The 21,533-nt window shown below is 73.3% G+C and carries 24 protein-coding genes; 15 read left to right on the forward strand and 9 right to left on the reverse strand.

The genetic code is table 11. From position 1 onward, the window contains the following. Window positions 1-220: 220 nt before the first annotated feature. The 3 genes from abc-f (at window position 221) to ACGH2B_RS22590 (ending at window position 3,267) form a co-directional block, all read left to right on the forward strand. Complete coding sequence (abc-f, locus tag ACGH2B_RS22580; protein WP_399092837.1) at window positions 221-1,819, forward strand: ribosomal protection-like ABC-F family protein; 1,599 nt, start codon at window positions 221-223, stop codon at window positions 1,817-1,819. Window positions 1,820-2,156: 337 nt separating this feature from the next. After that, complete coding sequence (locus ACGH2B_RS22585) at window positions 2,157-2,378, forward strand: helix-turn-helix domain-containing protein (RefSeq protein WP_009718933.1); 222 nt, start codon at window positions 2,157-2,159, stop codon at window positions 2,376-2,378. A 109-nt stretch (window positions 2,379-2,487) separates the two neighbouring features. Next, entirely contained in the window at window positions 2,488-3,267 is a 780-nt protein-coding gene (locus ACGH2B_RS22590; protein WP_399092840.1) for an enoyl-CoA hydratase/isomerase family protein, read from the forward strand. Window positions 3,268-3,327: 60 nt separating this feature from the next. On the opposite strand, the gene ACGH2B_RS22595 is transcribed toward ACGH2B_RS22590, so the two are convergent. Further along, the gene (locus ACGH2B_RS22595) at window positions 3,328-4,059 is read right to left on the reverse strand and encodes a hypothetical protein (RefSeq protein WP_399092843.1); all 732 of its coding nucleotides are present in this window, start codon (window positions 4,057-4,059) and stop codon (window positions 3,328-3,330) included. A 197-nt stretch (window positions 4,060-4,256) separates the two neighbouring features. On the opposite strand from ACGH2B_RS22595, the gene ACGH2B_RS22600 reads away from it, so the two are divergent. From ACGH2B_RS22600 to amaP, 5 genes are read left to right on the forward strand one after another with little or no spacing between them, the layout of a single operon-like run. Next, a complete protein-coding gene (locus ACGH2B_RS22600; protein WP_399092846.1) occupies window positions 4,257-4,745 on the forward strand; it encodes an Asp23/Gls24 family envelope stress response protein in 489 nt (162 codons plus the stop codon). A 46-nt stretch (window positions 4,746-4,791) separates the two neighbouring features. Further along, entirely contained in the window at window positions 4,792-4,983 is a 192-nt protein-coding gene (locus tag ACGH2B_RS22605; RefSeq protein ID WP_399092849.1) for a hypothetical protein, read from the forward strand. 6 nt (window positions 4,984-4,989) lie between these two features. Next, complete coding sequence (locus ACGH2B_RS22610) at window positions 4,990-5,385, forward strand: Asp23/Gls24 family envelope stress response protein (RefSeq protein ID WP_399092852.1); 396 nt, start codon at window positions 4,990-4,992, stop codon at window positions 5,383-5,385. Continuing rightward, the gene (locus tag ACGH2B_RS22615; protein WP_399092855.1) at window positions 5,382-6,005 is read left to right on the forward strand and encodes a DUF6286 domain-containing protein; all 624 of its coding nucleotides are present in this window, start codon (window positions 5,382-5,384) and stop codon (window positions 6,003-6,005) included. The genes ACGH2B_RS22610 and ACGH2B_RS22615 overlap by 4 nt, the downstream gene beginning before the upstream one ends. Window positions 6,006-6,012: 7 nt before the next feature. Then, window positions 6,013-6,618: an alkaline shock response membrane anchor protein AmaP gene (gene amaP, locus ACGH2B_RS22620; RefSeq protein WP_399092858.1), complete on the forward strand. Its 606-nt coding sequence runs from the start codon at window positions 6,013-6,015 to the stop codon at window positions 6,616-6,618. Window positions 6,619-6,799: 181 nt separating this feature from the next. Here amaP and ACGH2B_RS22625 read toward each other — a convergent pair whose 3' ends face one another. The 5 genes from ACGH2B_RS22625 to ACGH2B_RS22645 all read right to left on the reverse strand — a co-directional run bounded on the left by ACGH2B_RS22625 (window position 6,800) and on the right by ACGH2B_RS22645 (window position 11,729). Beyond that, a complete protein-coding gene (locus ACGH2B_RS22625; RefSeq protein WP_399092861.1) occupies window positions 6,800-7,555 on the reverse strand; it encodes an SDR family oxidoreductase in 756 nt (251 codons plus the stop codon). A gap of 5 nt (window positions 7,556-7,560) precedes the next feature. After that, window positions 7,561-9,345 carry a glycoside hydrolase family 15 protein gene (locus ACGH2B_RS22630; RefSeq protein ID WP_399092864.1) on the reverse strand — a complete coding sequence of 595 codons (1,785 nt, stop codon included), beginning with the start codon at window positions 9,343-9,345 and terminating at the stop codon, window positions 7,561-7,563. A 29-nt stretch (window positions 9,346-9,374) separates the two neighbouring features. Continuing rightward, window positions 9,375-10,277, reverse strand: a complete 903-nt coding sequence (locus tag ACGH2B_RS22635) for an SURF1 family protein (RefSeq protein ID WP_399092867.1) — start codon at window positions 10,275-10,277, stop codon at window positions 9,375-9,377. An 86-nt stretch (window positions 10,278-10,363) separates the two neighbouring features. Then, on the reverse strand, window positions 10,364-10,600 hold the full coding sequence (locus ACGH2B_RS22640; protein ID WP_345082672.1) for a hypothetical protein: 237 nt from the start codon (window positions 10,598-10,600) through the stop codon (window positions 10,364-10,366). Window positions 10,601-10,706: 106 nt separating this feature from the next. Beyond that, window positions 10,707-11,729 carry a DEDDh family exonuclease gene (locus ACGH2B_RS22645; protein WP_399092870.1) on the reverse strand — a complete coding sequence of 341 codons (1,023 nt, stop codon included), beginning with the start codon at window positions 11,727-11,729 and terminating at the stop codon, window positions 10,707-10,709. Window positions 11,730-11,987: 258 nt separating this feature from the next. On the opposite strand from ACGH2B_RS22645, the gene ACGH2B_RS22650 reads away from it, so the two are divergent. The 5 genes from ACGH2B_RS22650 to moaA all read left to right on the forward strand — a co-directional run bounded on the left by ACGH2B_RS22650 (window position 11,988) and on the right by moaA (window position 17,455). Further along, complete coding sequence (locus tag ACGH2B_RS22650) at window positions 11,988-13,073, forward strand: sterol desaturase family protein (protein WP_399092873.1); 1,086 nt, start codon at window positions 11,988-11,990, stop codon at window positions 13,071-13,073. 44 nt (window positions 13,074-13,117) lie between these two features. Continuing rightward, window positions 13,118-13,798, forward strand: coding sequence for a lysoplasmalogenase (locus tag ACGH2B_RS22655; RefSeq protein ID WP_399092876.1), 681 nt, complete (start codon window positions 13,118-13,120; stop codon window positions 13,796-13,798). 474 nt (window positions 13,799-14,272) lie between these two features. After that, entirely contained in the window at window positions 14,273-14,686 is a 414-nt protein-coding gene (locus tag ACGH2B_RS22660; protein ID WP_399092879.1) for a DUF485 domain-containing protein, read from the forward strand. Next, a complete protein-coding gene (locus ACGH2B_RS22665; protein ID WP_399092882.1) occupies window positions 14,683-16,317 on the forward strand; it encodes a cation acetate symporter in 1,635 nt (544 codons plus the stop codon). The genes ACGH2B_RS22660 and ACGH2B_RS22665 overlap by 4 nt, the downstream gene beginning before the upstream one ends. 148 nt (window positions 16,318-16,465) lie before the next feature. Next, the gene (gene moaA / locus ACGH2B_RS22670) at window positions 16,466-17,455 is read left to right on the forward strand and encodes a GTP 3',8-cyclase MoaA (protein WP_399092885.1); all 990 of its coding nucleotides are present in this window, start codon (window positions 16,466-16,468) and stop codon (window positions 17,453-17,455) included. Window positions 17,456-17,481: 26 nt separating this feature from the next. Here moaA and ACGH2B_RS22675 read toward each other — a convergent pair whose 3' ends face one another. Then, a complete protein-coding gene (locus tag ACGH2B_RS22675; RefSeq protein ID WP_399092888.1) occupies window positions 17,482-17,727 on the reverse strand; it encodes a hypothetical protein in 246 nt (81 codons plus the stop codon). Between the two features lie 280 nt (window positions 17,728-18,007). Further along, window positions 18,008-18,373 carry a DUF3099 domain-containing protein gene (locus ACGH2B_RS22680; RefSeq protein ID WP_399092891.1) on the reverse strand — a complete coding sequence of 122 codons (366 nt, stop codon included), beginning with the start codon at window positions 18,371-18,373 and terminating at the stop codon, window positions 18,008-18,010. Window positions 18,374-18,659: 286 nt separating this feature from the next. On the opposite strand from ACGH2B_RS22680, the gene ACGH2B_RS22685 reads away from it, so the two are divergent. Further along, on the forward strand, window positions 18,660-18,938 hold the full coding sequence (locus tag ACGH2B_RS22685) for a GlsB/YeaQ/YmgE family stress response membrane protein (protein WP_399092894.1): 279 nt from the start codon (window positions 18,660-18,662) through the stop codon (window positions 18,936-18,938). Window positions 18,939-19,019: 81 nt separating this feature from the next. On the opposite strand, the gene tyrS is transcribed toward ACGH2B_RS22685, so the two are convergent. Continuing rightward, window positions 19,020-20,417: a tyrosine--tRNA ligase gene (gene tyrS, locus ACGH2B_RS22690; protein ID WP_399092897.1), complete on the reverse strand. Its 1,398-nt coding sequence runs from the start codon at window positions 20,415-20,417 to the stop codon at window positions 19,020-19,022. 411 nt (window positions 20,418-20,828) lie between these two features. Here tyrS and fabG point away from each other — a divergent pair, with 411 nt between their 5' ends. After that, window positions 20,829-21,533 (forward strand): 3-oxoacyl-[acyl-carrier-protein] reductase, encoded by a 705-nt coding sequence (gene fabG / locus ACGH2B_RS22695; protein ID WP_399092900.1) that lies wholly within the window; start codon window positions 20,829-20,831, stop codon window positions 21,531-21,533.

Raw genomic sequence — 21,533 nt, forward strand, 5'->3', positions numbered from 1 at the left:
CTGCCGGGGACCACTGACAACGCACCCGCGGCAGCCGCGCACGCCACCGCGCCGGGCGGCCCCGTCTCACGTCCGCGGCCCGCCCGGCGGCCGGGAAAACCAGTTGTGCGGCACCGTTAGACTGCCTCGTATGGCAGTTCTCCTCTGGGTTCATTAGACGGCGTAGACCGCTCTCGGACCGTCCGTCCATTCCGCCGTCACCCTGCCCTGGAGTTTTTCCGTGATCACCGCTTCCGGCCTTGAGCTGCGCGCCGGCGCCCGCGTTCTCATCGATTCCGCTTCCTTCCGTATCGCCAAGGGCGACCGCGTCGGCCTGGTCGGCCGCAACGGCGCGGGGAAGACCACCCTCACCAAGGTCCTGGCCGGTGAGGGCATCCCCGCCGCCGGTTCCGTCACCCGCTCCGGCGAGGTCGGCTACCTCCCGCAGGACCCGCGCACCGGCGACATGGACGTCCTCGCCCGCGACCGCATCCTCTCCGCCCGCGAACTGGACACCGTCCTGCGCAAGATGCGCGAGAACGAGGACCGGATGGCGAACGGCAAGGGCGCCACCCGTGAGAAGGCGATGCGCAAGTACGAGCGCCTGGAGACGGAGTTCCTGACCAAGGGCGGGTACGCCGCCGAGGCGGAGGCGGCGACCATCGCCGCCAGCCTGGGCCTGCCCGACCGGATCCTCGCCCAGCCGCTGCACACCCTCTCCGGTGGTCAGCGCCGCCGCGTGGAGCTGGCCCGGATCCTCTTCTCGGACGCCGACACCCTGCTGCTCGACGAGCCGACCAACCACCTCGACGCCGACTCCATCGTCTGGCTGCGTGACTACCTCAAGACGTACCGCGGCGGCTTCATCGTGATCTCCCACGACGTCGACCTCGTCGAGACCGTCGTCAACAAGGTCTTCTACCTCGACGCCAACCGCGCCACCATCGACGTCTACAACATGGGCTGGAAGCTCTACCAGCAGCAGCGCGAGGCCGACGAGAAGCGCCGCCGGCGCGAGCGGCAGAACGCCGAGAAGAAGGCCGCGGCACTCAACTCGCAGGCCGACAAGATGCGCGCCAAGGCCACCAAGACCGTCGCCGCGCAGAACATGGCCAAGCGCGCCGAGCGCCTGCTGGCCGGTCTCGAGGACGTCCGCGCCGCCGACAAGGTCGCCAAGCTGCGCTTCCCCGACCCCGCGCCGTGCGGCAAGACCCCGCTCACCGCCGAGGGCCTGTCGAAGTCGTACGGCTCGCTGGAGATCTTCACCGACGTCAACCTCGCCATCGACAAGGGCTCCCGCGTCGTCATCCTCGGCCTCAACGGCGCCGGCAAGACCACGCTGCTGCGGCTGCTGGCCGGGGTGGAGACCCCCGACACCGGCGAGGTCCGCCCCGGCCACGGCCTCAAGCTGGGCTATTACGCGCAGGAGCACGAGACGCTCGACCCGGACCGTACGGTCCTGGAGAACATGCGCTCCGCCGCCCCGGACATGGACCTCGTCGCCATCCGTAAGACGCTGGGTTCCTTCCTGTTCTCCGGCGACGACGTCGACAAGCCCGCCGGGGTGCTCTCCGGCGGTGAGAAGACCCGCCTGGCACTGGCCACGCTGGTCGTCTCGTCCGCCAACGTCCTGCTGCTCGACGAGCCGACGAACAACCTCGACCCGGCCAGCCGCGAGGAGATCCTCGGCGCGCTGCACACCTTCACCGGCGCCGTCGTCCTCGTCTCGCACGACGAGGGCGCGGTGGACGCCCTGGAGCCGGAGCGGATCATCCTGCTCCCCGACGGCGTCGAGGACCTGTGGGGTCAGGAATACGCGGACCTCGTCGCACTGGCGTGACGGCGGCGGGCCGCAGGTCCGCGCATCGATCATTCGGCCGACGGGTGATCCATCATCTGAGTGAGAACGGCTCGTACACCGGCGAGCCTCCAAGACGGAGCCGGGCCCCTGTGGCCCGGCTTCCGTCGTTTCCGGCACACCTCTGCTGACCTGCGGTTTCCCGGGCGGCAGCGGCGTCGTGCGGCGATTTCGGTGGGTGTCGGAGGCCCTTGGGCAGATTGTCCGGACGCGTACGGTCTCGGACGGCTCCTCACAGACCTTGCCGAATGGGTGGCCAGGAACGCGGGGAGGGGTGATCATGAGAAGTCCAGAGCGCACTTCCCATGAGGAGGCACGGGTGGCCGAGACTCTGAAGAAGGGCAGCCGGGTGACCGGCGCCGCGCGCGAAAAGCTCGCGGCAGACCTGAAGAAGAAGTACGACTCCGGAGCGAGCATCCGGGCGCTGGCCGAAGAGACCGGTCGCTCCTATGGATTCGTCCACCGGATGCTCAGCGAATCCGGTGTGTCCCTGCGCGGTCGGGGCGGAGCAACGAGGGGCAAGAAGGCCGCCTCGGCCTGACGACCGCGACTCCGACGGGTGTCCCCCCGGTCGGTCGAGCAGACGACCGGGAGGTTACCGTTCAGTCACTTACGCACGCTGGTGCGACGGCTGACTCGGAGGCATTCTGATGACTCTGCTCGACAAGGACGGTGTGCGGCTCACCGTGGACGACGCGCTCGCCACGGTGACCCTCGCAGGCGCCGCCAAGCGCAACGCCCAGTCGCCCGCCATGTGGCGGGCGCTGGCCGAGGCCGGGGCGCTGCTGCCGGGGAGCGTCCGCGTCGTGGTGCTGCGGGGCGAGGGCAAGTCCTTCTCCGCGGGCCTCGACCGCCAGGCGTTCACGCCCGAGGGGTTCGACGGCGAGCCGTCGTTCCTCGACATGGCGCGCGGCCCCGAGCACGAGATGGACGCGATCATCGCCTCGTACCAGGAGGCGTTCACCTGGTGGCGGCGGAACGACCTGGTGTCGATCGCCGCCGTCCAGGGCCATGCGATAGGCGCCGGATTCCAGCTCGCACTCGCCTGTGACCTGCGGGTATGCGCCGATGACGTGCAGTTCGCGATGCGCGAGACGAGCCTTGGCCTGGTGCCCGATCTGACGGGGACCCATCCGTTGGTCCATCTCGTCGGCTACGCGCGGGCGCTGGAGATCTGCGCCACCGGGCGCTTCGTCCACGGTGAGGAGGCGGGCCGGATCGGCCTGGCCAACCTCGTGGTTCCCGGTGCCGAGCTGGACGGCGCGGTCGCCGACCTGGCCGCCGCTCTGCTGGCCCCGCCGCGGGACGCCGTCATCGAGACCAAGGCGCTGCTGGCCGGTGCGGTCGGCCGCGGCCCGGAGGAGCAGCGTGCCGCCGAGCGCGCCGCTCAGGGCCGTCGCCTGCGTGATCTGGCGGGCCTGGGGGAGTGAACCCGTAGGGCGTGGCCGGGCGCCTGTGACGCCGTGCGCCCGTGGGCGGCCGGTGCCCGGTCACCCGTCGTCGACGGCGGTGACCAGTACCGCCACGGCCACCGGCGGGGTGCGGGCCGTGCCCGCCGCCGTACGGACCGCGTGGGCGACGTCCGCCGCCCGGTGGCCCGGGCCGGTCGCCACCTGGACCAGGAGTCCGCCCGGCACCTCCCGTACCGGCCGGGAGGCGCCGCCCAGAGTGGCGGCGAGGCGTGTCACGCCGGGCACGGTGAGTACCGCGTCGGCCACCGGGTCCGGGGCGCCGGCCTCCCGCGGGCTGAGGCCGATGTCCGGTCCGGGTGGCGCGGGGCGCTCCCGGGCCGGTGTTCCGGTGGGGTCGAGTACGCCGGTGATCCGCAGGTCCACGGCCGTGACGGGCAGGCCGAGTGCCTGGTCGGCGGTCTCCAGCAGGGCTGTGCGCAGGTCCCCGGCGGTCTTCGGGAGAGGGCGTGCGGAGGTCGCCGTGAGATCCGCGGTGATGCGCAGCGGGCCCGGGGGCAGTGCGCTGGGCGGGGCGGGTGCGGGCGGCCGGGCGGCGTTGTCGTCCAGCGGGGCGAGGCGCAGTGGGCCCAGGCGCAGGCCGGGCAGGAGGGCGGCGCGGGCCCGCAGCAGCCGGGCCGCGGCCTCCTCGGTGATCCAGCAGCCGTCCGCCGGGCCGCTCAGGGGCAGCACCCGGCCGGCTCCCAGCTCCCGGCGCACCCTGTGCGCCCACTCCGCCGCGGCCACCGCGTCACCCCCAGGGCTGTCGTCCACCGTTCCGCCTGCCGCCCGTCCTCGTAGCGGTGACGGGCGTGCTTCCAGCCTGCCGCAGCCGGGCCCGCGCGGCAGGGTGGTGCGGCCCGGGGCGCGGGGGCGCAACCCGGGTGCCGCAGTAGGTCGGGCGGGTCCGGGCGAGCGCACCTAGCGTGGGTGGGAGCGGTGACGTCTTCCCCGGAAAGGGACGATCGGCGATGGCGGAAGAACAGTGGAACCGGACCGAGCCCTCCTCGGGCGGCGCGTCGGAGGCGAAGGCCCCGGGCGGTAAACGCGGCGGGGGCGATCCCGCCTCCCGTGGGCGGACCACCATCGCCGACGGCGTGGTGGAGAAGATAGCCGGGCTCGCCGCCCGGGATGTGGTGGGCGTCCACGCCATGGGCAGCGGGCTGGCCCGCACCCTCGGCGCGGTACGTGACCGGGTGCCCGGCGGCTCCCGCTCCGCGCCCGTCGCGCGCGGGGTGAAGGCCGAGGTCGGTGAGGTGCAGACCGCGCTCGACCTGGAGATCGTGGTGGAGTACGGCGTCTCCATCGCCGAGGTGGCCCGCGATGTGCGGGAGAACGTCATCTCCGCCGTGGAGCGGATGACCGGCCTGGAGGTCGTCGAGGTCAACATCGCGGTCAGCGACGTCAAGCTGCCCGACGAGGAGGACGAGGACGAGGAGCCGGAGAGCCGTCTGCAGTAGACGGCCGGCAGCGGTTTCGTCCGGAGCGGGAGCGAAGGAGCGCACGATGAGCATGGCCGTGGTCGGTCTTCTGGCCGGTATGGCGCTGGGCTTCGCCGGATACTTCGGCGGCTTCGGGGCGTTCGTCCTGGTGGCGGCGCTGGGCGCGATCGGGTTCGTCGCCGGGCGGTTCCTCGACGGGGACCTCCAGGCCGGGGACCTCTTCCGGCCCCGGGCGCGCGACGACCGGCGGCGGTGAGCCGCGGTGGCGACGGCGTCGACGGCGCCCGGAGCGGCGGCCGTCGCCGAGGTGGCGTCCGGGGAACGGGGCGCGACCCGCGTCGCGGACCGGGTGGTGGCGAAGATCGCCGCCGCGGCGGCCCGCGAGGCGCTGCGCGCCGCGGCCGGCGGCGCCCGCACCGGCGCCCACGCGAGTGTCACCGTCCGGCGGCGGGACGGGCGGCTGCCGTTCGGCGAGGCCCATGTGCACGTCACCGTCGAACTGGGCTACCCCGCCGCGATCGGCGCGCGGTGCGCCGAGGTGCGCCGTCAGGTCACCGCGCGGGTCGGGGAGTTGGCGGGCATGACGGTGTCCGAGGTGACCGTGGAGGTGGAACGGCTGCGCTCGCCGCTGGAACGCGACCGGGAAAGGGTGCGATGAGCGACGACGAACGCGCCGCCACCGGGCGGGCGGTGACCCTGGAGAAGGAACCCGAGCCCCTACCCGGCGGCGGGCACGGGCGGGCGCGCCGGTTCTGGTCCGCCCGCCGCCTGCCGGCCGCCGTGGTGGCGCTGCTGGCGCTGGCCGGGGCGGGACTGCTGCTCTACGACGTGGCGGCGGTGCGCGCCGACCGGCCCGCGATGGCCTGGCGCCGCCGCCTGGCGCGGGAACTGGCCACCCGCCCGCTCGACGACCCGTGGGTGCTGGGCTGCGCCGCGGCGGCGATGGCGCTCGGCCTGTGGCTGCTGGTGCTGGCGCTCACGCCGGGGCTGCGGAAGGTGTTGCCGATGCGCCGCGCCACGCCCGATGTCCGGGCCGGTCTCGACCGGGCCGCCGCCGCCCTGGTGCTGCGGGACCGGGCGATGGAGGTGTCCGGCGTGCAGTCCGTCAAGGTGACGGCCGGGCGCCGCAAGGTGAAGGTGGCGGCTGTCTCGCACTTCCGGGAGCCGGACCGGGTACGGGCGGATCTCGATGCGGTGCTCGGCGAGGCGACGCACCGGCTGGGGCTGGCCCGGCCGCTGCGGCGCTCCGTCCACGTCCGCCGTCCCAAAAAGAGGTGAGCGAGTGATGCGCAGGGTCCGGCGCGGCGTCAACCGCGTACTGCTGGGGCTGATCGGAGCGGTGTTGCTGGTCGGCGGCGCCGCGGTGCTCGCCGCCGGTCTGGGACTGCCGTCGTCGTGGCACCTCACGCTGCCCGACGGCTGGCCCTGGACGCGCCGCGACGAGGTGCTGCTGCCGGCGGCGGACCGTACCCGCTACACGGACCGCGGCTGGTGGTGGCCGGTCGTCATCGCCGTCCTCGCCGTCGTGGTGCTGCTGCTCCTGTGGTGGCTGCTGGCGCAGCTCCGGCGCCGCCGGCTGGGGCAGCTCCTGGTCGACAGCGGGGACGGCGAGGGCGCCTCGGTCCGCGGCCGGGCGCTGGAGGACGCGGTGGCGGCGGAGGCGGGGGCGCTGGAGGGGGTGGAGCGCGCGGACACCCTGCTGTGCGGCCGCCGGACCGCGCCGCAGCTACGGGCCGTGGTGGCGCTCGCCCCGCACGCCGATCCCGGCGCGGTTCTGCTGCGCCTGTCGGACGGGGCGGTGGCGCACGCCCGCACCTCCACCGGGCTGCCCCGGCTGCCCGCCGAACTCCGGCTGCGGGCGGTACGGCACCGGGCGGAGCGGGTGAACTGACGCGGCGGGCGGGGCCGGGCGGCACGGAGCCGGCCCCTGGGTCGCACCGCCCGCCGCACCGCCGCACCGCCTCGCGCGGAGCCCGGGCCACGCGCCCGCGCCCTGCCCGCACCATGCGCGCGCCGCGCCGCACCGCCGGCCCCGTCAGAATCCGCGCCGCCCGGCCCCGTTCCCCGCTCCGTCAGAACCCCCGCAGAGCCCCGCCGTCCACCGGCACCATCACGCCGGTGACGTACGACGCGGCGGGGGAGAGCAGGAACGCCGCGGTGCGGCCGAACTCGTCGGGGTCGCCGTAGCGGCCCAGCGGGATCTTCGCGCAGTTGCGGGCGCGGCTCGCCTCGGGGTCGCCGGAGGCCGCGTCGAGCTGCGTCATCCGGTCGGTGGCGATCCGGCCGGGCAGGATGCCGACGACGCGGATGCCGCGCGGGCCGACCTCGTCGGCGAGCGACTTGGCGAACCCGGCGAGCCCGGGGCGCAGCCCGTTGGAGATGGTCAGCCCGCCGATCGGCTCGTACACCGAACCGGAGAGGACGAAGCCGATGACGCCGCCCTCGCCCAGTTCGGCGGCGACGGCGCGGGCGAGGCGGACCGCGCCGAGGAAGACGGTCTCGAAACCGTCGCGCCACTGGTCGTCGGTGAGTGCGGCGGTGGTGCCGGGCGGCGGGCCGCCGACGCTGATGAGGATGCCGTCGAGGCGGCCGAAGTGTTCGCGGGCGGTGGCGATCAGCCGTTCCGGCGTCCGCGGGTCGGCGTTGTCGGCGGCGACGCCGACGGCCCGTTCGCCCAGTCCGGCGGCGGCCGCGGCGGCGCTCTCCGCGGAGCGGCCGGTCAGGACGGTGCGCGCGCCGTCGGCGGTCAGCGCCCGTGCGGTGGCGAGGCCGAGGCCGCGGGTGGCTCCGGTGACGAGGTACGTCCGGTCGGTGAGTCCTAGATCCATGGCCTCTAGTCTGCCCCCGGCCCGCCGAAGAGGGTGAAGGCGGTTCCGACCAGGCCGATGTGGCTGAACGCCTGCGGGAAGTTGCCGAGTTGCCGGCCGGCCACCGGGTCGTACTCCTCGGCGAGCAGCCCGACGTCGTTGCGGAGCGCGAGGAGACGGGAGAACAGATCGCGGGCCTCGCGCCGGCGGCCCGTCAGGTGGAGCGCCTCGGCCAGCCAGAAGGAGCAGGCGAGGAACGCGCCCTCGGCGCCGGGGAGCCCGTCGGCCGCGCCGTCGCCGGTGGCGTAGCGGAGGATCAGCCCGTCGCGGGTGAGCGCGGCGCGGACCGCGTCGACGGTGCCGATGACGCGGGGGTCGTCGCCGGGCAGGAAGCCGAGGCGGGGGATGAGCAGGGTCGCGGCGTCCAGCGCGGTGGAGCCGTAGGACTGGATGAAGGTGGACCGCGCGGCGTCGTAGCCCCGGGTGCAGACCTCGCGGTGGATGGTGTCCCGCAGCTCCCGCCAGCGCCGCAGGTCGCCGCGGGCGCCGGGGACCGCTTCGAGGGTGCGGACCGCGCGGTCGACGGCGACCCAGGCCATGACCTTGGAGTGGACGAAGTGCCGGCGCGGGCCGCGGATCTCCCACAGGCCCTCGTCCGGTTCGCGCCAGGTGCCGGCGAGGTACTCGACCAGGGCGCGCTGGATGTTCCAGGCGTGCGGCTGGGACGGCAGCCCGGCGACGCGGGCGCCGTGGAAGGCGTCCAGCACCTCGCCGTAGACATCGAGTTGACGCTGATCGACGGCGGCGTTGCCGAGGCGGACGGGCGCGGAGGCGGCGAACCCGGACAGCCAGGGCAGTTCGGACTCCGGCAGCCGCCGCTCGCCCGCGACGCCGTACATGATCTGGAGGTCCTCGGGGGCCCCGGCCACCGCGCGCAGCAGCCAGTCCCGCCAGGCGGCCGCCTCGTCGAGATAGCCCGCGCCGATCAGCGAGGTGAGGGTCAGCGAGGCGTCGCGCAGCCAGCAGTAGCGGTAGTCCCAGTTGCGGACGGAGCCGAGCGCCTCGGGCAGTGAGGTGGTGGGCGCGGCGACGATGCCGCCGGTCGGGCCGTACGTCAGCGCCTTGAGGGTGATCAGTGACCGCAGGACGGCGTCGCGGTGCGGCCCGGTGTAGCGGCACCGCGCCGACCACTCGCGCCAGTCGTCGAGGGTGCAGTCGAGGGCGTCGTACGGGTCGATGATCCGCGGCCGCGGATGGTGCGAGGGATGCCAGGTCAGGACGGAGGCGTAGCGCTCGCCGGGCGCGACGGTGAACTCCGAGCGGGTGCTGAAGTCCTTGCCGTACGTCGTGACCTGCGGTTCGGTGCGCAGCCAGACGGCGTCCGGGCCGGCGACGGCGGACCGGCAGCCCTCGGCGCGGCGCATCCACGGCACCACCCGGCCGTAGTCGAACCGCAGCCGCAGCACCCCGCGCATCGGGACGTGGCCGCGCAGGCCCTCGACGATGCGGACGACGTCGGGGGCGCGGTCGCGCTGCGGCATGAAGTCGGTGACCTTGACGCTGCCGTCCGGGGTGTCCCAGACGGTGTCGAGGACGAGGGAGTCGCCGCGGTAGGAGCGGGTGGCGCGGGCGTCCGGGTGGGCGGGCGCCATCAGCCAGTGGCCGTTGTCGCGGTCGCCGAGGAGGGCGGCGAAGCAGGCACCGGAGTCGAAGCGCGGCAGGCAGAGCCAGTCGATCGACCCGTCCCGGCCGACGAGGGCGGCGGTCTGCAGATCGCCGATGAGCGCGTAGTCCTCGATGCGTGGGGGCACCCAGCGGGCCTTCCCGCCGGGCCGCGCCGCTATTCGGGGGTGGCGGCCGTCCGGGCTACGGAGGCGTCCGCCGGAGCGGCGCCCGCGGTGTCCGCCTCCCGCGCGTCCGGTCCGGACCCGGTGGCGCCCGGCTCCGCCGTGTCCGTCCCGTCGGTCCCGTCGGTCCCGTCCGTGTCCGCCGCCGCGGCCATCCGGTCGCGGCGCTCGCGGCGGACGAGGACGACCCAGCCGACCGGCACCGCCGCCGCGAACAGCCACCACTGCACGGCGTACGCCATGTGCGGGCCGATGCTGTCGTGGTCCGGGTCCGGCACCAGCTCGGGCGTGTTGTGCGGGGTCTTCGGCGCGGTCTGCTCGATGTACCCGGCGAGGACCGGGCGGTGCAGCAGCTTCGCCTGCTGCGCGCTGTTGATCAGCATGACCTGGCGGTCGGGCAGACCCTGCCGGTCCTTGATCCCGCTGCCCTCGGTGGTCTCGTCGGCCATCATCCGGCCGGTCACGGTGACCGTGCCGCGCGGCGCGGCGGGCACGTCCGGGAACTTGGTGAGGTCGCCGCCGGCCGCGATCCAACCGCGGTTGACCAGCACCGTCCCGCCGTGGCCGAGGTCGAGCGGGGTGAGGACGTAGTAGCCGATGGTCGACTCGTCGGCGGCGGTGCGCTGGCGGACGACGACCTCGTGCGCGGTGTCGTACGTACCGGTGGCGGTGACCGTGCGCCACATGTCGGCGCGGGGCAGGGGGCGCCCCGGGGCGGTCAGTTCGGTGACCGGTACCGGCTTCGCGTGGAGGCTGCGGTCGATGAGCTGGTTCTGCGCGACCCGGTGCTCATGACGGTGGAACTGCCAGAAGCCCAGCTTGACCATGGCCGGGATCATGGCGAGGCCCACGAGGGTGAGGATCACCCATTGCCGGGACAACAGGAAGCGGTACACGGCTTCGACGGTACCTGGCGCGCGAACGCCGCCGAGCAGGGGGTCCTGCCCGCGGCGCTCCCGTACGGGGCGGGCGGCGGCGCCGCTCAGACCCGGTCGACGATGCCCTGCTTCCCGGCGGCGCGGGCGCAGTGGGCGCCGCAGAACCACTGCCCCTCGGCCTCGACGCCCTGGCCGATGATCTGGACCCGGCAGTGATCGCAGATCGGCGCCATGCGGTGGATGGCGCAGGCGAAGGAGTCGAAAGTGTGCCGGGCGCCGTCCTTGGTCTCCACGTGGAAGGCCAGGTCGTAGTCGTTTCCGCATACTTCGCAACGAGTCATGCGCCGCATCGTGCGGACCGCGGCGGGACGGGGCAAGGCCATCGGCCCCGGGTCGCGGGCGCGGCACCCGACCGGCGCAGCGGGCACCGGCCGGCCGCCGCCGCGGTCACCCGGCGGCGGGCCGGACGTCCTGGAGGAGCTGCATGAAGGCCGCCTCGTCGATGACGGTGGTGCCGAACGTGCGGGCCTTGGCGGTCTTGGAGGTCCGCGCGTCCGGATCGTTGGTCACCAGCAGGCTGGTCAGGCGGGACAGGCTCGTCGCGACATGCAGCCCGGCCTCGATCGCGCGGTCCTCCAGCAGCTCCCGGTCGACGGAGGTGTCCCCGGAGAACGCCACCCGCATGCCCTGCACCAGCCTGCCCCCGGCCTCGTACCGCCCCGGATTGGGATACGGGCAGGCCGGACGCTTACGGGCGGGACGCCAGGAGGTGGGGCGGTACGAGGAGGAGGCGCCCGGGTACTGCCGGGGCGCCGGGGTCTCGGACCACTCGGTGAGCGGCTGGCAGGCCAGCAGCGGGAGCCGGAGGTTCTCCCGGGCGGCGCGGCGCAGGCTCGGCCGGAAGGTCTCGGCCAGCACCCGGGCATCGTCCAGCGCGTGGTGCGCCTGCTCCTGGACCACGCCGTAATGGGCGGCGAGGGTCTCCAGCTTGTGGTTGGCGAGCGGCAGGCCCAGCTCCTTGGAGAGGGCGATGGTGCACAGCCGCCGGCTCACCGGGGCGACGGCCGTGGCGCGGGCGTACTCGCGGGCGATCATCGACCAGTCGAACATGGCGTTGTGGGCGACCAGGACGCGGCCTTCGAGGCGCCGGGACAGCTCGGGCACGATCTCCGGGAAGAGCGGCGCATCGGCCAGCACCTCGCTGGTCAGGCCGTGGATCCACACCGGCCCGGGGTCGCGCTCGGGATTGACCAGGGTGTACCAGCGGTCCTGGAACTCGCCCCGGGCGTCGAGCTGGTAGACGGCGGCGGAGATGATCCGGTCGTCCCGGGCGAGGCCGGTGGTCTCGACGTCGACCACGGCGTACCCCTCGGGGTAGGCGTCCGGCCAGGGGACCGGCGGGGTCTGCGGGCCCGGCTGCTGCCCGATCCTCGGCGCGATCGGGTCGGCTGCTGTGTGGTCTTCGAGCATGGTCCCTGAGGATACGGGCCACCACTGACAGCCACCGCACCCCCCGTCGTCCCCGTGGCCGGACTCCGCCCGTCGCCGCACCCGTCCGGCCAACGGCGGCCACCACAAAGGGAAACGGGCAAATAGCATTCAAGCGGGGCATTCTCCCGATGATTGGTTACCGACGGTAGCCCTCGCCGGGAACTGACACTCCGTCTTACATACTTCTCGGTAACTCCCTCTGGTCCGGCCCCCGGAACCGCGCTTATCGTGCCGGGTATGCCGCACCTTCCCGATGTCGTGTTGTGGTCCGTCCCCGCGTTCGTCCTGCTCACCGCCGTCGAGGTGGTGAGCTACCGGCTGCGTCCCGACGAGGACGCCGCCGGCTACGAGGTCAAGGACGCGGCCACCAGCGTCGGCATGGGACTGGGCAGTCTCGTCTTCGACGCCCTGTGGAAGATCCCGATCGTGGCGATCTACTCCGCCCTCTACGCCCTCACCCCGCTACGGGTGCCCGTGGTCTGGTGGACGCTGCTCCTGATGCTCCTCGCCCAGGACTTCCTCTACTACTGGTCACACCGCGGGCACCACGTCATACGCGTCCTGTGGGCGTGCCACGTCGTCCACCACTCCAGCCGGAAGTTCAACCTCACCACCGCGCTGCGGCAGCCCTGGACGAGCTGGACGGTCTGGCCGTTCTACCTCCCGATGATCGCGCTCGGCGTCCACCCGGCGGCCGTCGCCTTCTGCTCCGGCGTCAACCTCGTCTACCAGTTCTGGGTGCACACCGAACGGGTCGGCAAGCTCCCCCGGCCCGTCGAGTACGTCCTGAACACGCCCTCCCACCACCGGGTGCACCACGCCTCCCAGGGCGGCTACCTGGACCGCAACTTCGGCGGCATCCTCATCGTCTGGGACCGGATGTTCGGCTCCTTCGTCCCGGAGACCGAGCGCCCCGTCTACGGCCTCACCAAGAACATCGCCACGTACAACCCGCTGCGCGTCGCCACCCACGAGTACGCCGCCATCGCCCGCGACCTCCGCACCGCCGCCACCTGGCGCGAGCGAGCGGGCCGCGTCTTCCGCGGCCCGGGCTGGCAGCCCGCGGGGCCGACCGGGCCGGGTTCCGCGGGCCCGGCCCCGGAAGCGGCGGCCCCGGAAGCGGCGGCCCCGGAAGCGGCGGCCCCGGAAGCGGCGGCCCCGGAAGCGGCGGCCCCGGTGCCGTCCGCCCCTGCGGCCGCGTCGTCCGCCCCCGGATCGCCCACCCCGGTGCCGTCCGTCCCCGCCCCGGTGCGGTCCGCCCTCGAATCGTCCGCCCCCGCCCCTGCCTCCGTGCCGTCCGCCGCCGAGCGGGGTGCCGGGTGAATCCGCCGCGCCCCCGGCCTCGTGCCGCGCGTGCGCTGCTGGCCGTGTTCGCGGCGTTGGCCGCCGTTCATCTCGTCGCGCTGCTCGTCGGTGCCGCCGCCGGGGCCGACGGCGGTGCGGGCGCTGTGGCGCACGCCGTGGTGCCGGCCACCAAACCGGCGCTGATGCCGGTCCTCGCCGGGTACGCCCTCGCCCGGGGCGGTCCGCCGCTGGTGGCGGCGGCGCTGCTCCTCGGGTGCTGCGGCGACACCCTGCTGCAGATCGGCGGCGACCTCCTCTTCCTGCTGGGCATGGCCGGATTCGCCGCCGGACACGTCTGCTACCTCGTCCTCTTCGCCCGGCACGGCACCGCGCCCGGCCGGGCCCGTACCGCCGCGGCGGCCGGGGGGTACGTACTCGCCTGGGCCGTCCTCGTCGCCCTGCTGTGGCCCGGTCTCCCCGCGGACCTGCGGGGCCCGGTCGCCGGATACAGCCTGCTGCTGACCGGTATGGCCTTCGGGGCGTTGCGGGCCGGACCGTACGCCACCGCCGGCGGGCTGCTCTTCCTGCTCTCCGACACCCTCATCGCCACCGGGATCGCCGCCTGGCCCCAGGCCCCCGCCCCGCAGTTCTGGATCATGCTCACCTACATCGCCGCCCAACTCGCCCTGACTCTGGGCCTGTTGCGCACCACCGCACGCACCGCACCGCCCGCGCCCACCGGACCGCGCCCCGTCCGCGTCTGAACACACCGGCGGCCGAGCCGCGTTGGACGGCCCGCACTCCGCCCGCGCCCGACCGCGCTCCGCACCGCTCGCCCGCCGCCCGCCCCGGGGTGGCCCGTGACCGCCGCCGGGGCGTACGTCCTCCCCGCCCCCGACGGGCCGCCGAACTCCGAGGCTCCGCCCGGCCGGACACCGCCGTCCGAGCCCGCCGCCCCTCCCGCACCCCGGCCGCCCGGTGCCAACACCCTTCGCGCGCCGCCCCGATGTCCGGCGGCACCGGCGCGACCTCGCCCTCCACCCGCCGGAGCGCCCGCCGGAGGGCAGCGCACACCGCCCCCCCCGAGCGCCCCCTACTCCGGTGGATTTCCTCCCACACCCCCTGTCGCCACACCCGCACCACCTCTACGATGCGTGATCCCTATCACTTACGCGCCCTTTACCATCGGGTCCGCGGTGGACCGGGTCCGCCGCGGACACCATGCGTCAGGAGAAACCGTGAGCAGCGCACCGCCCACCGGCCCCGGGCCGCAGGAACCGCCCGGCCCCGCCGGGCCCCCGACCGCCACCGCCCCGCCCGCCGGTGACGCGGCCCCCGGGCGCGCACCGCACCCGTACACCGAGGTCCAGCGGAGTGCGGAATTCGGCGAACTGCGCCGCGGCCACCGCGCGTTCGCCTTCCCCCTCACCCTCGCCTTCGTCCTCTGGTACCTCGTCTACGTCCTGCTGTCGAGCTACGCGGGCGGCTTCATGGCGATCAAGGTCGCCGGTAACGTCAACGTCGCCCTCGTCCTGGGCCTCGCGCAGTTCCTGACGACGTTCCTCATCGCCTGGTGGTACTCCCGCCACGCCGCGAAGCGCCTCGACCCGAAGGCCGAAGCCATCAAGAACCGCCTGGAGGGCGACGCATGACCGCCGCGCACCCGCTCGCCCTGCCGCTCGCCGCCGGCGGCGCGGGCGAACACCGCACCCTGATCATCAGCCTCTTCGCCGTCTTCGTCGCCGCCACCTTGGCCATCACCCTCTGGGCCGGCCGCCAGACCCGCGGCGCCGAGGACTTCTACGCCGGAGGACGCCAGTTCAGCGGCTTCCAGAACGGCCTCGCCATCTCCGGCGACTACATGTCCGCCGCGTCCTTCCTCGGCATCGCCGGAGCCATCGCCCTCTCCGGCTACGACGGCTTCCTCTACTCCATCGGCTTCCTCGTCGCCTGGCTCGTCGCCCTGCTCCTGGTCGCCGAACCGCTGCGCAACTCCGGCCGCTACACGATGGGCGACGTCCTCGCCTACCGGATGCGCCAGCGCCCGGTCCGCACCGCCGCCGGCACCTCCACCATCGTCGTCTCGATCTTCTACCTGCTCGCCCAGATGGCCGGCGCCGGCGCCCTCGTCACCCTGCTCCTCGGCATCACCAGCGAAACCGGCAAGATCCTCGTCGTCGTCCTCGTCGGCATCGTGATGATCCTCTACGTCACGATCGGCGGGATGAAGGGCACCACCTGGGTGCAGATGGTCAAGGCCGTCCTGCTGATCGCCGGCACGCTGCTGATCACATTCCTCGTGATGCTGAAGTTCCACTTCAACATCTCCGCGCTGCTCGGCGCCGCCGCCGAGAACAGCGGCAAGGGCGCCGCCTTCCTGGAGCCCGGCCTGAAGTACGGCACCACCGCCACCTCGAAGATCGACTTCATCTCCCTCGGCCTCGCCCTCGTCCTCGGCACCGCCGGACTGCCGCACATCCTCATCCGCTTCTACACCGTCCCCACCGCCAAGGCCGCCCGGAAGTCCGTGAACTGGGCGATCGGCATCATCGGCGTCTTCTACCTGATGACCATCGCCCTCGGCTTCGGCGCCGCCGCCCTCATCAAGCCCGAGGAGATCACCGCCGCCAACAAGGCGGGCAACACCGCCGCCCCGCAGCTCGCCGAGGTCATCGGCGGCGGCGCCGGATCCACCGGCGGCGCGGTCCTCCTCGCCGTCATCTCCGCCGTCGCCTTCGCCACCATCCTCGCCGTCGTCGCGGGCCTCACCCTCGCCTCCTCCTCGTCGTTCGCCCACGACATCTACGTCAACGTGATCCGCAAGGGGGACGCCACCGAGAAGGAGGAGGTCGGCGCCGCCCGCTGGGCGACCGTCGGCATCGGCGCCGTCGCCATCGTCCTCGGCGTCTTCGCCCGCGGCCTCAACGTCGCCGGCCTCGTCGCCCTCGCCTTCGCCGTCGCCGCCTCCGCCAACCTCCCGACGCTCCTCTACAGCCTCTTCTGGAAGCGGTTCACCACCCAGGGCGCCCTCTGGTCCATCTACGGCGGCCTCACCGCCTCGGTGCTGCTGGTCCTCTTCTCACCCGTCGTCTCCGGCAAGGAGACCTCGATGTTCCCCGCCGCCGACTTCGCCTTCTTCCCGCTGGAGAACCCCGGCCTGATCTCCATCCCGCTGGGCTTCCTCCTCGGCTGGCTGGGCTCCCTGCTCTCCACCGAGAAGCCGGACGCCGACAAGTACGCCGAACTGGAGGTCCGCTCCCTGACCGGCACCGGAGCGCACTGACCGGCATCCGGACGGGGCGGTGGCGTCGTAGCTCCCTACGACGCCACCGCCCCGTCCTCGTGCGTCTCACGCCTGCCCGCTGTCAGCCCCATCGCGTAGGCTCGAAGGAGCGACGAACACCACAGGGACCGCACCCGGGAGGGGCCTCGTGCTTATCGACACCTTCGGACGTGTCGCCACCGACCTGCGCGTCTCCGTCACGGACCGCTGCAATCTGCGCTGCACGTACTGCATGCCCGAAGAGGGCCTGCAGTGGCTCGCCAAACCCGATCTGCTCACCGACGACGAGATCGTCCGCCTCATCACCCTCGCCGTCGACCGCCTCGGCATCGACGAGGTCCGCTTCACCGGCGGCGAGCCCCTGCTGCGCCCCGGACTGACCGGCATCATCGCCCGCGTCGCCCGGCTCGCCCGCCGCCCCCGGATGTCCCTGACGACCAACGGCATCGGCCTGGAGCGCACCGCCGAAGCCCTCCGCGACGCCGGACTCGACCGCGTCAACGTCTCCCTGGACACCCTCCGCCCGGATGTCTTCCAGGCCATGACCCGCCGCAAGCGCCACGCCGACGTGCTCCGCGGCCTCGCCGCCGCCCACGCCGCCGGCCTCACTCCCGTCAAGGTCAACACCGTCCTGATGCCCGGCCGCAACGACGACGAGGCCCCCGACCTCCTCGCCTGGGCCATCGAGCACGGCTACGAGCTGCGGTTCATCGAGCAGATGCCGCTCGACGCCCAGCACGGCTGGCAGCGCGACGGCATGATCACCGCAGGCGACATCCTCGCCTCGCTGCGCACCCGCTTCACCCTCACCCCCGAGGGCGAGGAGCGGCGCGGCGCGGCCCCCGCCGAACGCTGGATCGTGGACGGCGGACCGCACCGCGTCGGCGTCATCGCCTCCGTCACCCGCCCGTTCTGCCACGCCTGCGACCGCACCCGGCTCACCGCCGACGGCCAGATACGGACCTGCCTGTTCGCCACCGAGGAGACCGATCTGCGCGCCGCCCTGCGCTCGGGCGCCCCGGACGACACCCTCGTGCGCATCTGGGAGCGCGCCATGTGGGGCAAGAAAGCCGGATCGGGCCTGGACGACCCGTCGTTCCACCAGCCGGACCGCCCCATGTCGGCGATCGGCGGCTGACCGCCGGTCCACCGGCCGCGCGGCGCTCAGCCCTCCCGGTCCGCGGACTCCCACTCCTCCAGCGACACCACGTCCTTGAGGAATCCGCGGACGCCGAGGAACTGCGACAGATGCTCCCGGTGCTCCTCGCAGGCGAGCCAGGTCTTACGGCGCTCAGGGGTGTGCAGCTTCGGGTTGTTCCAGGCCAGCACCCACACGGCGGGCGCACGGCAGCCCTTCGCGGAGCAGATGACGGCACTGTCGCCGGAGTCCGGCACGTTCGGGAGGTTCACGCCCTTCACCCTACGTTCCGCGGACCGGCGCGGCTCGGGCACATCGGGCGGGCCACCGGACGGTACGTCAACTCCCGTGCCACGGCGGCGGATACAGGACGACGCCGGGCAGCCACGGGGGGAGCCGCCCGGCGTCGGTCCATCGCTCCGACGGGGGATGCGGAGCGCGTACGCAGTATGTCACGCGCCGCTCGGCGAGGTGCACCGGAACGGAATGATTGAGCTGAGGTTTTCTTGAGCCTGCGCGGGGCGCGACGCTACCGGCGCGATACCCCGCAGGTCAGTCGGCGGCCGGGCCCCGACCACCCGGGTCCGCCGCCCCGTCCGCCGGATCCGCCACCGGCCCGCCGCCGGACGCGAGCGCCGGCCGCGTCGGCGCGGCGACGAACGTCGACGGCAGCGACGTCACGTTCTCCCGGCCCGCGTTGGCGATCACCACCGCGACGTACGGCAGCGCGAAGCCCAGCACCAGCGTGGCGATGGCGACCGGCCGTTCGACGTTCCACAGCACGACGGTGAGCACCACGGCCAGCGTCCGCACGGTCATCGAGATCACATAGCGCCGCTGCCGCCCGCGCACATCCTCCGACAACCCCCGCCGCGCCCCCGTGATCCGGAAGGTCTCGGCGCTGCTCTGCTTCCGCATCACGCTCCACCATCTGCCAGGCCGCATCCCGCGGCCGCCGTCTGTCCGCCCCGCCGTCCGCCGGGACGCCGCGGGGTGGGCGGGACGGTGCGGACACGACCGGAGTCCCGCCGGATTCTCCCCGATTCCGGACACTGACACGGTACGCCGCCCCCGCGCCGCGGACGAGACCGGGGCCGCCACCGGAGTCCGGGCCCGTACCCGCTCCGGCTCCGCGTGCGGTGTGGCGGGTGCGGCGCGACACTGGCGGGGCACGGTCCGCTCCCGCGCCGAACCAGGAGGCGACATGAATTGGTTGTGGGCCCTCATCGTCGGTCTGATCCTGGGACTGATCGCCAAGGCCATCATCCCCGGCAAACAGCAGATCCCGCTCTGGCTGACGGTGCTCTGCGGTCTGATCGGCAGCGTCCTGGGCAACTGGGCCGCCACCGGCCTCGGCGTCAACGACACCCGGGGCATCGACTGGATCCGCCACCTCTTCCAGCTCATCGGCGCGGTCATCATCGTCGCCGCCGGGGACCGCCTCTGGGTCGGCGTACGCGGCAACCGCGCCCGCCGCACCTGACCGGGGCAGGCCCCGAACGCGCCGGACGGCCGGTGCGCACCCGCGCACCGGCCGTCCGGACGAGCCGTGAGGAAAGGGCCGTCAGACGCCCTCGACCTTGGCGAGCTTGCGGCCCGCCTTGAGGTACACACCCTCGCCGGACGGCGCCTCGGCCACCACCTCGGCGAGCGGCCGCACCGCGTCCGCCTCGGCGATCACCACCGTCTGCTGCCCGTCGGCGCCTTCGACGACCAGCTTCAGCGCGTTCTGCTTCGCCAGCCGCCGGGCGGCCGAGGCGCTCGGCGTGAACTCCAGGACCTTCGTCAGCACCGCCGCGACGCTCTCCGCGCCGTGCGCCGCGACATCGACGGACGGCAGCGAACCGACATCGGTGAACGACTTCTTGGAGAACTGCGCGGTGAACCCGGCCCGCGCGGCCATCGCCGCCTCCAGGCCGTACAGCGCGGTCACGACCTCGCCCGCGAGGATCTTCTTCAGATCCATCGGGTGCAGCGACCGCTCCTCGACCCGCTCGAGGGCGAGGGCGATCTCGTCGTCGGTCCACTCCGTCCACGCCTTGAGGTACGGCTCCATCAGCCGGTCCGGCACCGACATGATCTTGCCGAAGACGTCGTCGGCGGGGGCGCTCAGACCGACGTAGTTCCCCTTCGACTTCGACATCTTGGCGCCGGTGCCGTCGGTGCCCTCGATCAGCGGCATCGTCACGACCAACTGCGGCTGCTGCCCGCGCAGCTCCATCAGCTTGCGGCCCATCTGGAGGTTGAGCAGTTGATCGGAGCCGCCCAGTTCGACGTCGCAGGCGAGCGCCACGGAGTCCAGGCCCTGCGCGATCGGGTACAGCAGCTCCGTCATCGTCAGCCCGGACCCGGCCGCCAGCCGGTTGCGGAAGTCCTCGCGCTGCAGCAACTGCGACGCCGGGACCTGCGAGAGCAGCGACAGCAGCTCCGGGAAGGTGTACGGCGCCAGCCACTCGCTGTTCTGCCGGAAGCTGACCTTCTCGAAGTCGAAGAACGGGCGGACCTGCTCGCGGTAGGTGGCGAGGTTGGCCGCGATGTCCTCGTCGGTCAGCGGCGGACGCTCGGCGGTACGGCCCGACGGGTCGCCGATCTTGGCGGTGAAGTCACCGATGATCAGCGTGACGGAGTGGCCCAGCCGCTGGAACCGGCTCAGCACGATCAGCGGCACCGCGTGCCCGAGGTGCACATCGGTCGCGGTCGGGTCGATGCCCAGCTTGATGTGGAGCCCCTCGCCCGCGGCGCGGCGCTCCTCGATCCGCTCCGCCAGCTTCTCCACACCCGGCAGCACCTCGACGGCGCGCCCCGCGATCAGCGCCGCCTGCTCCTTCGGCGGCAGATCCGTCAGGTCGAGATAGCGCCGCGCGCCCGTCTCCCGGAGCAGCTCCTGGACGGTGGTGTCCGTGGAGAGGTCGGCGGAGAGCAGGGTCGTGGCGCGGGCGACGGATTCGCCGAGGCGTGTCATGGCGTTCCTGATCGGTTGTGGTTCCCGGACGGGAGGACGAGGCGACAGTCTATTCGCTGCGTGTCCACCGCCCTCGCCTCCCCGGACCGCCCCCGTCCCCGCTCCCGTACGGGCCCGGGCCGCGGCCGCCCCGGCACCGCCCGGCGCCGCCGTCCGGGGCCCGCCCGGCGAACGTGCCCGCCGCCCGCGCGCACACCGGTCGCGGATTGGAGGGATCCACCACACGACGGTCCGTACCGGGCGCCGGACGGGCAGCGCCACGGTCGCTGTGGACGGTGCGGACAGCCGCTTCTGTAGGGACCCGACAGTCACGGCGCGCCGCCCCTGTCCGGCCTCGATTCTCCGTACGGGCCCGGTGACCGATAGTTTCATTCCAAACGCAGACGGATCAGGAAACGAAAGGGTGATCTCGTGAGCCGCTCGGTTCTGGTCACCGGAGGCAACCGCGGCATCGGCCTCGCCATTGCCCGCGCCTTCGCCGAGGCCGGCGACAAGGTCGCCATCACCTACCGGTCGGGCGAGCCCCCCGAGGGGTTCCTCGCCGTGAAATGCGACATCACGGACGCCGAGCAGGTGGACCAGGCGTACAAGGAGATCGAGGAGAAGCACGGTCCGGTCGAGGTGCTGGTGGCCAACGCCGGTGTCACCCGCGACCAGCTTCTGATGCGGATGTCCGAGGAGGACTTCACCTCCGTCCTCGACACCAACCTCACCGGCACCTTCCGCGTGGTCAAGCGCGCCAACCGCGGCATGCTGCGGGCCCGTAAGGGACGCGTCGTGCTGATCTCGTCCGTGGTCGGGCTGCTCGGCGGCGCGGGCCAGGCGAACTACGCGGCCTCCAAGGCGGGCCTGGTGGGCTTCGCCCGCTCGCTCGCCCGGGAGCTGGGCAGCCGTAACATCACCTTCAACGTCGTCGCCCCCGGGTTCGTCGACACCGACATGACCCGTGCGCTCACCGACGAGCAGCGGGAGAGCATCGTGAAGCAGGTGCCGCTGGCGCGCTACGCCCAGCCCGAGGAGATCGCCGCCTCGGTCCGCTTCCTGGCCTCCGACGAGGCCGCGTACATCACCGGAGCCGTCATTCCCGTGGACGGCGGATTGGGCATGGGTCACTGA

Origin of the sequence: Streptomyces sp. BBFR2, from assembly GCF_044497305.1 — a bacterium.
Taxonomy (GTDB): Bacteria; Actinomycetota; Actinomycetes; order Streptomycetales; family Streptomycetaceae; genus Streptomyces.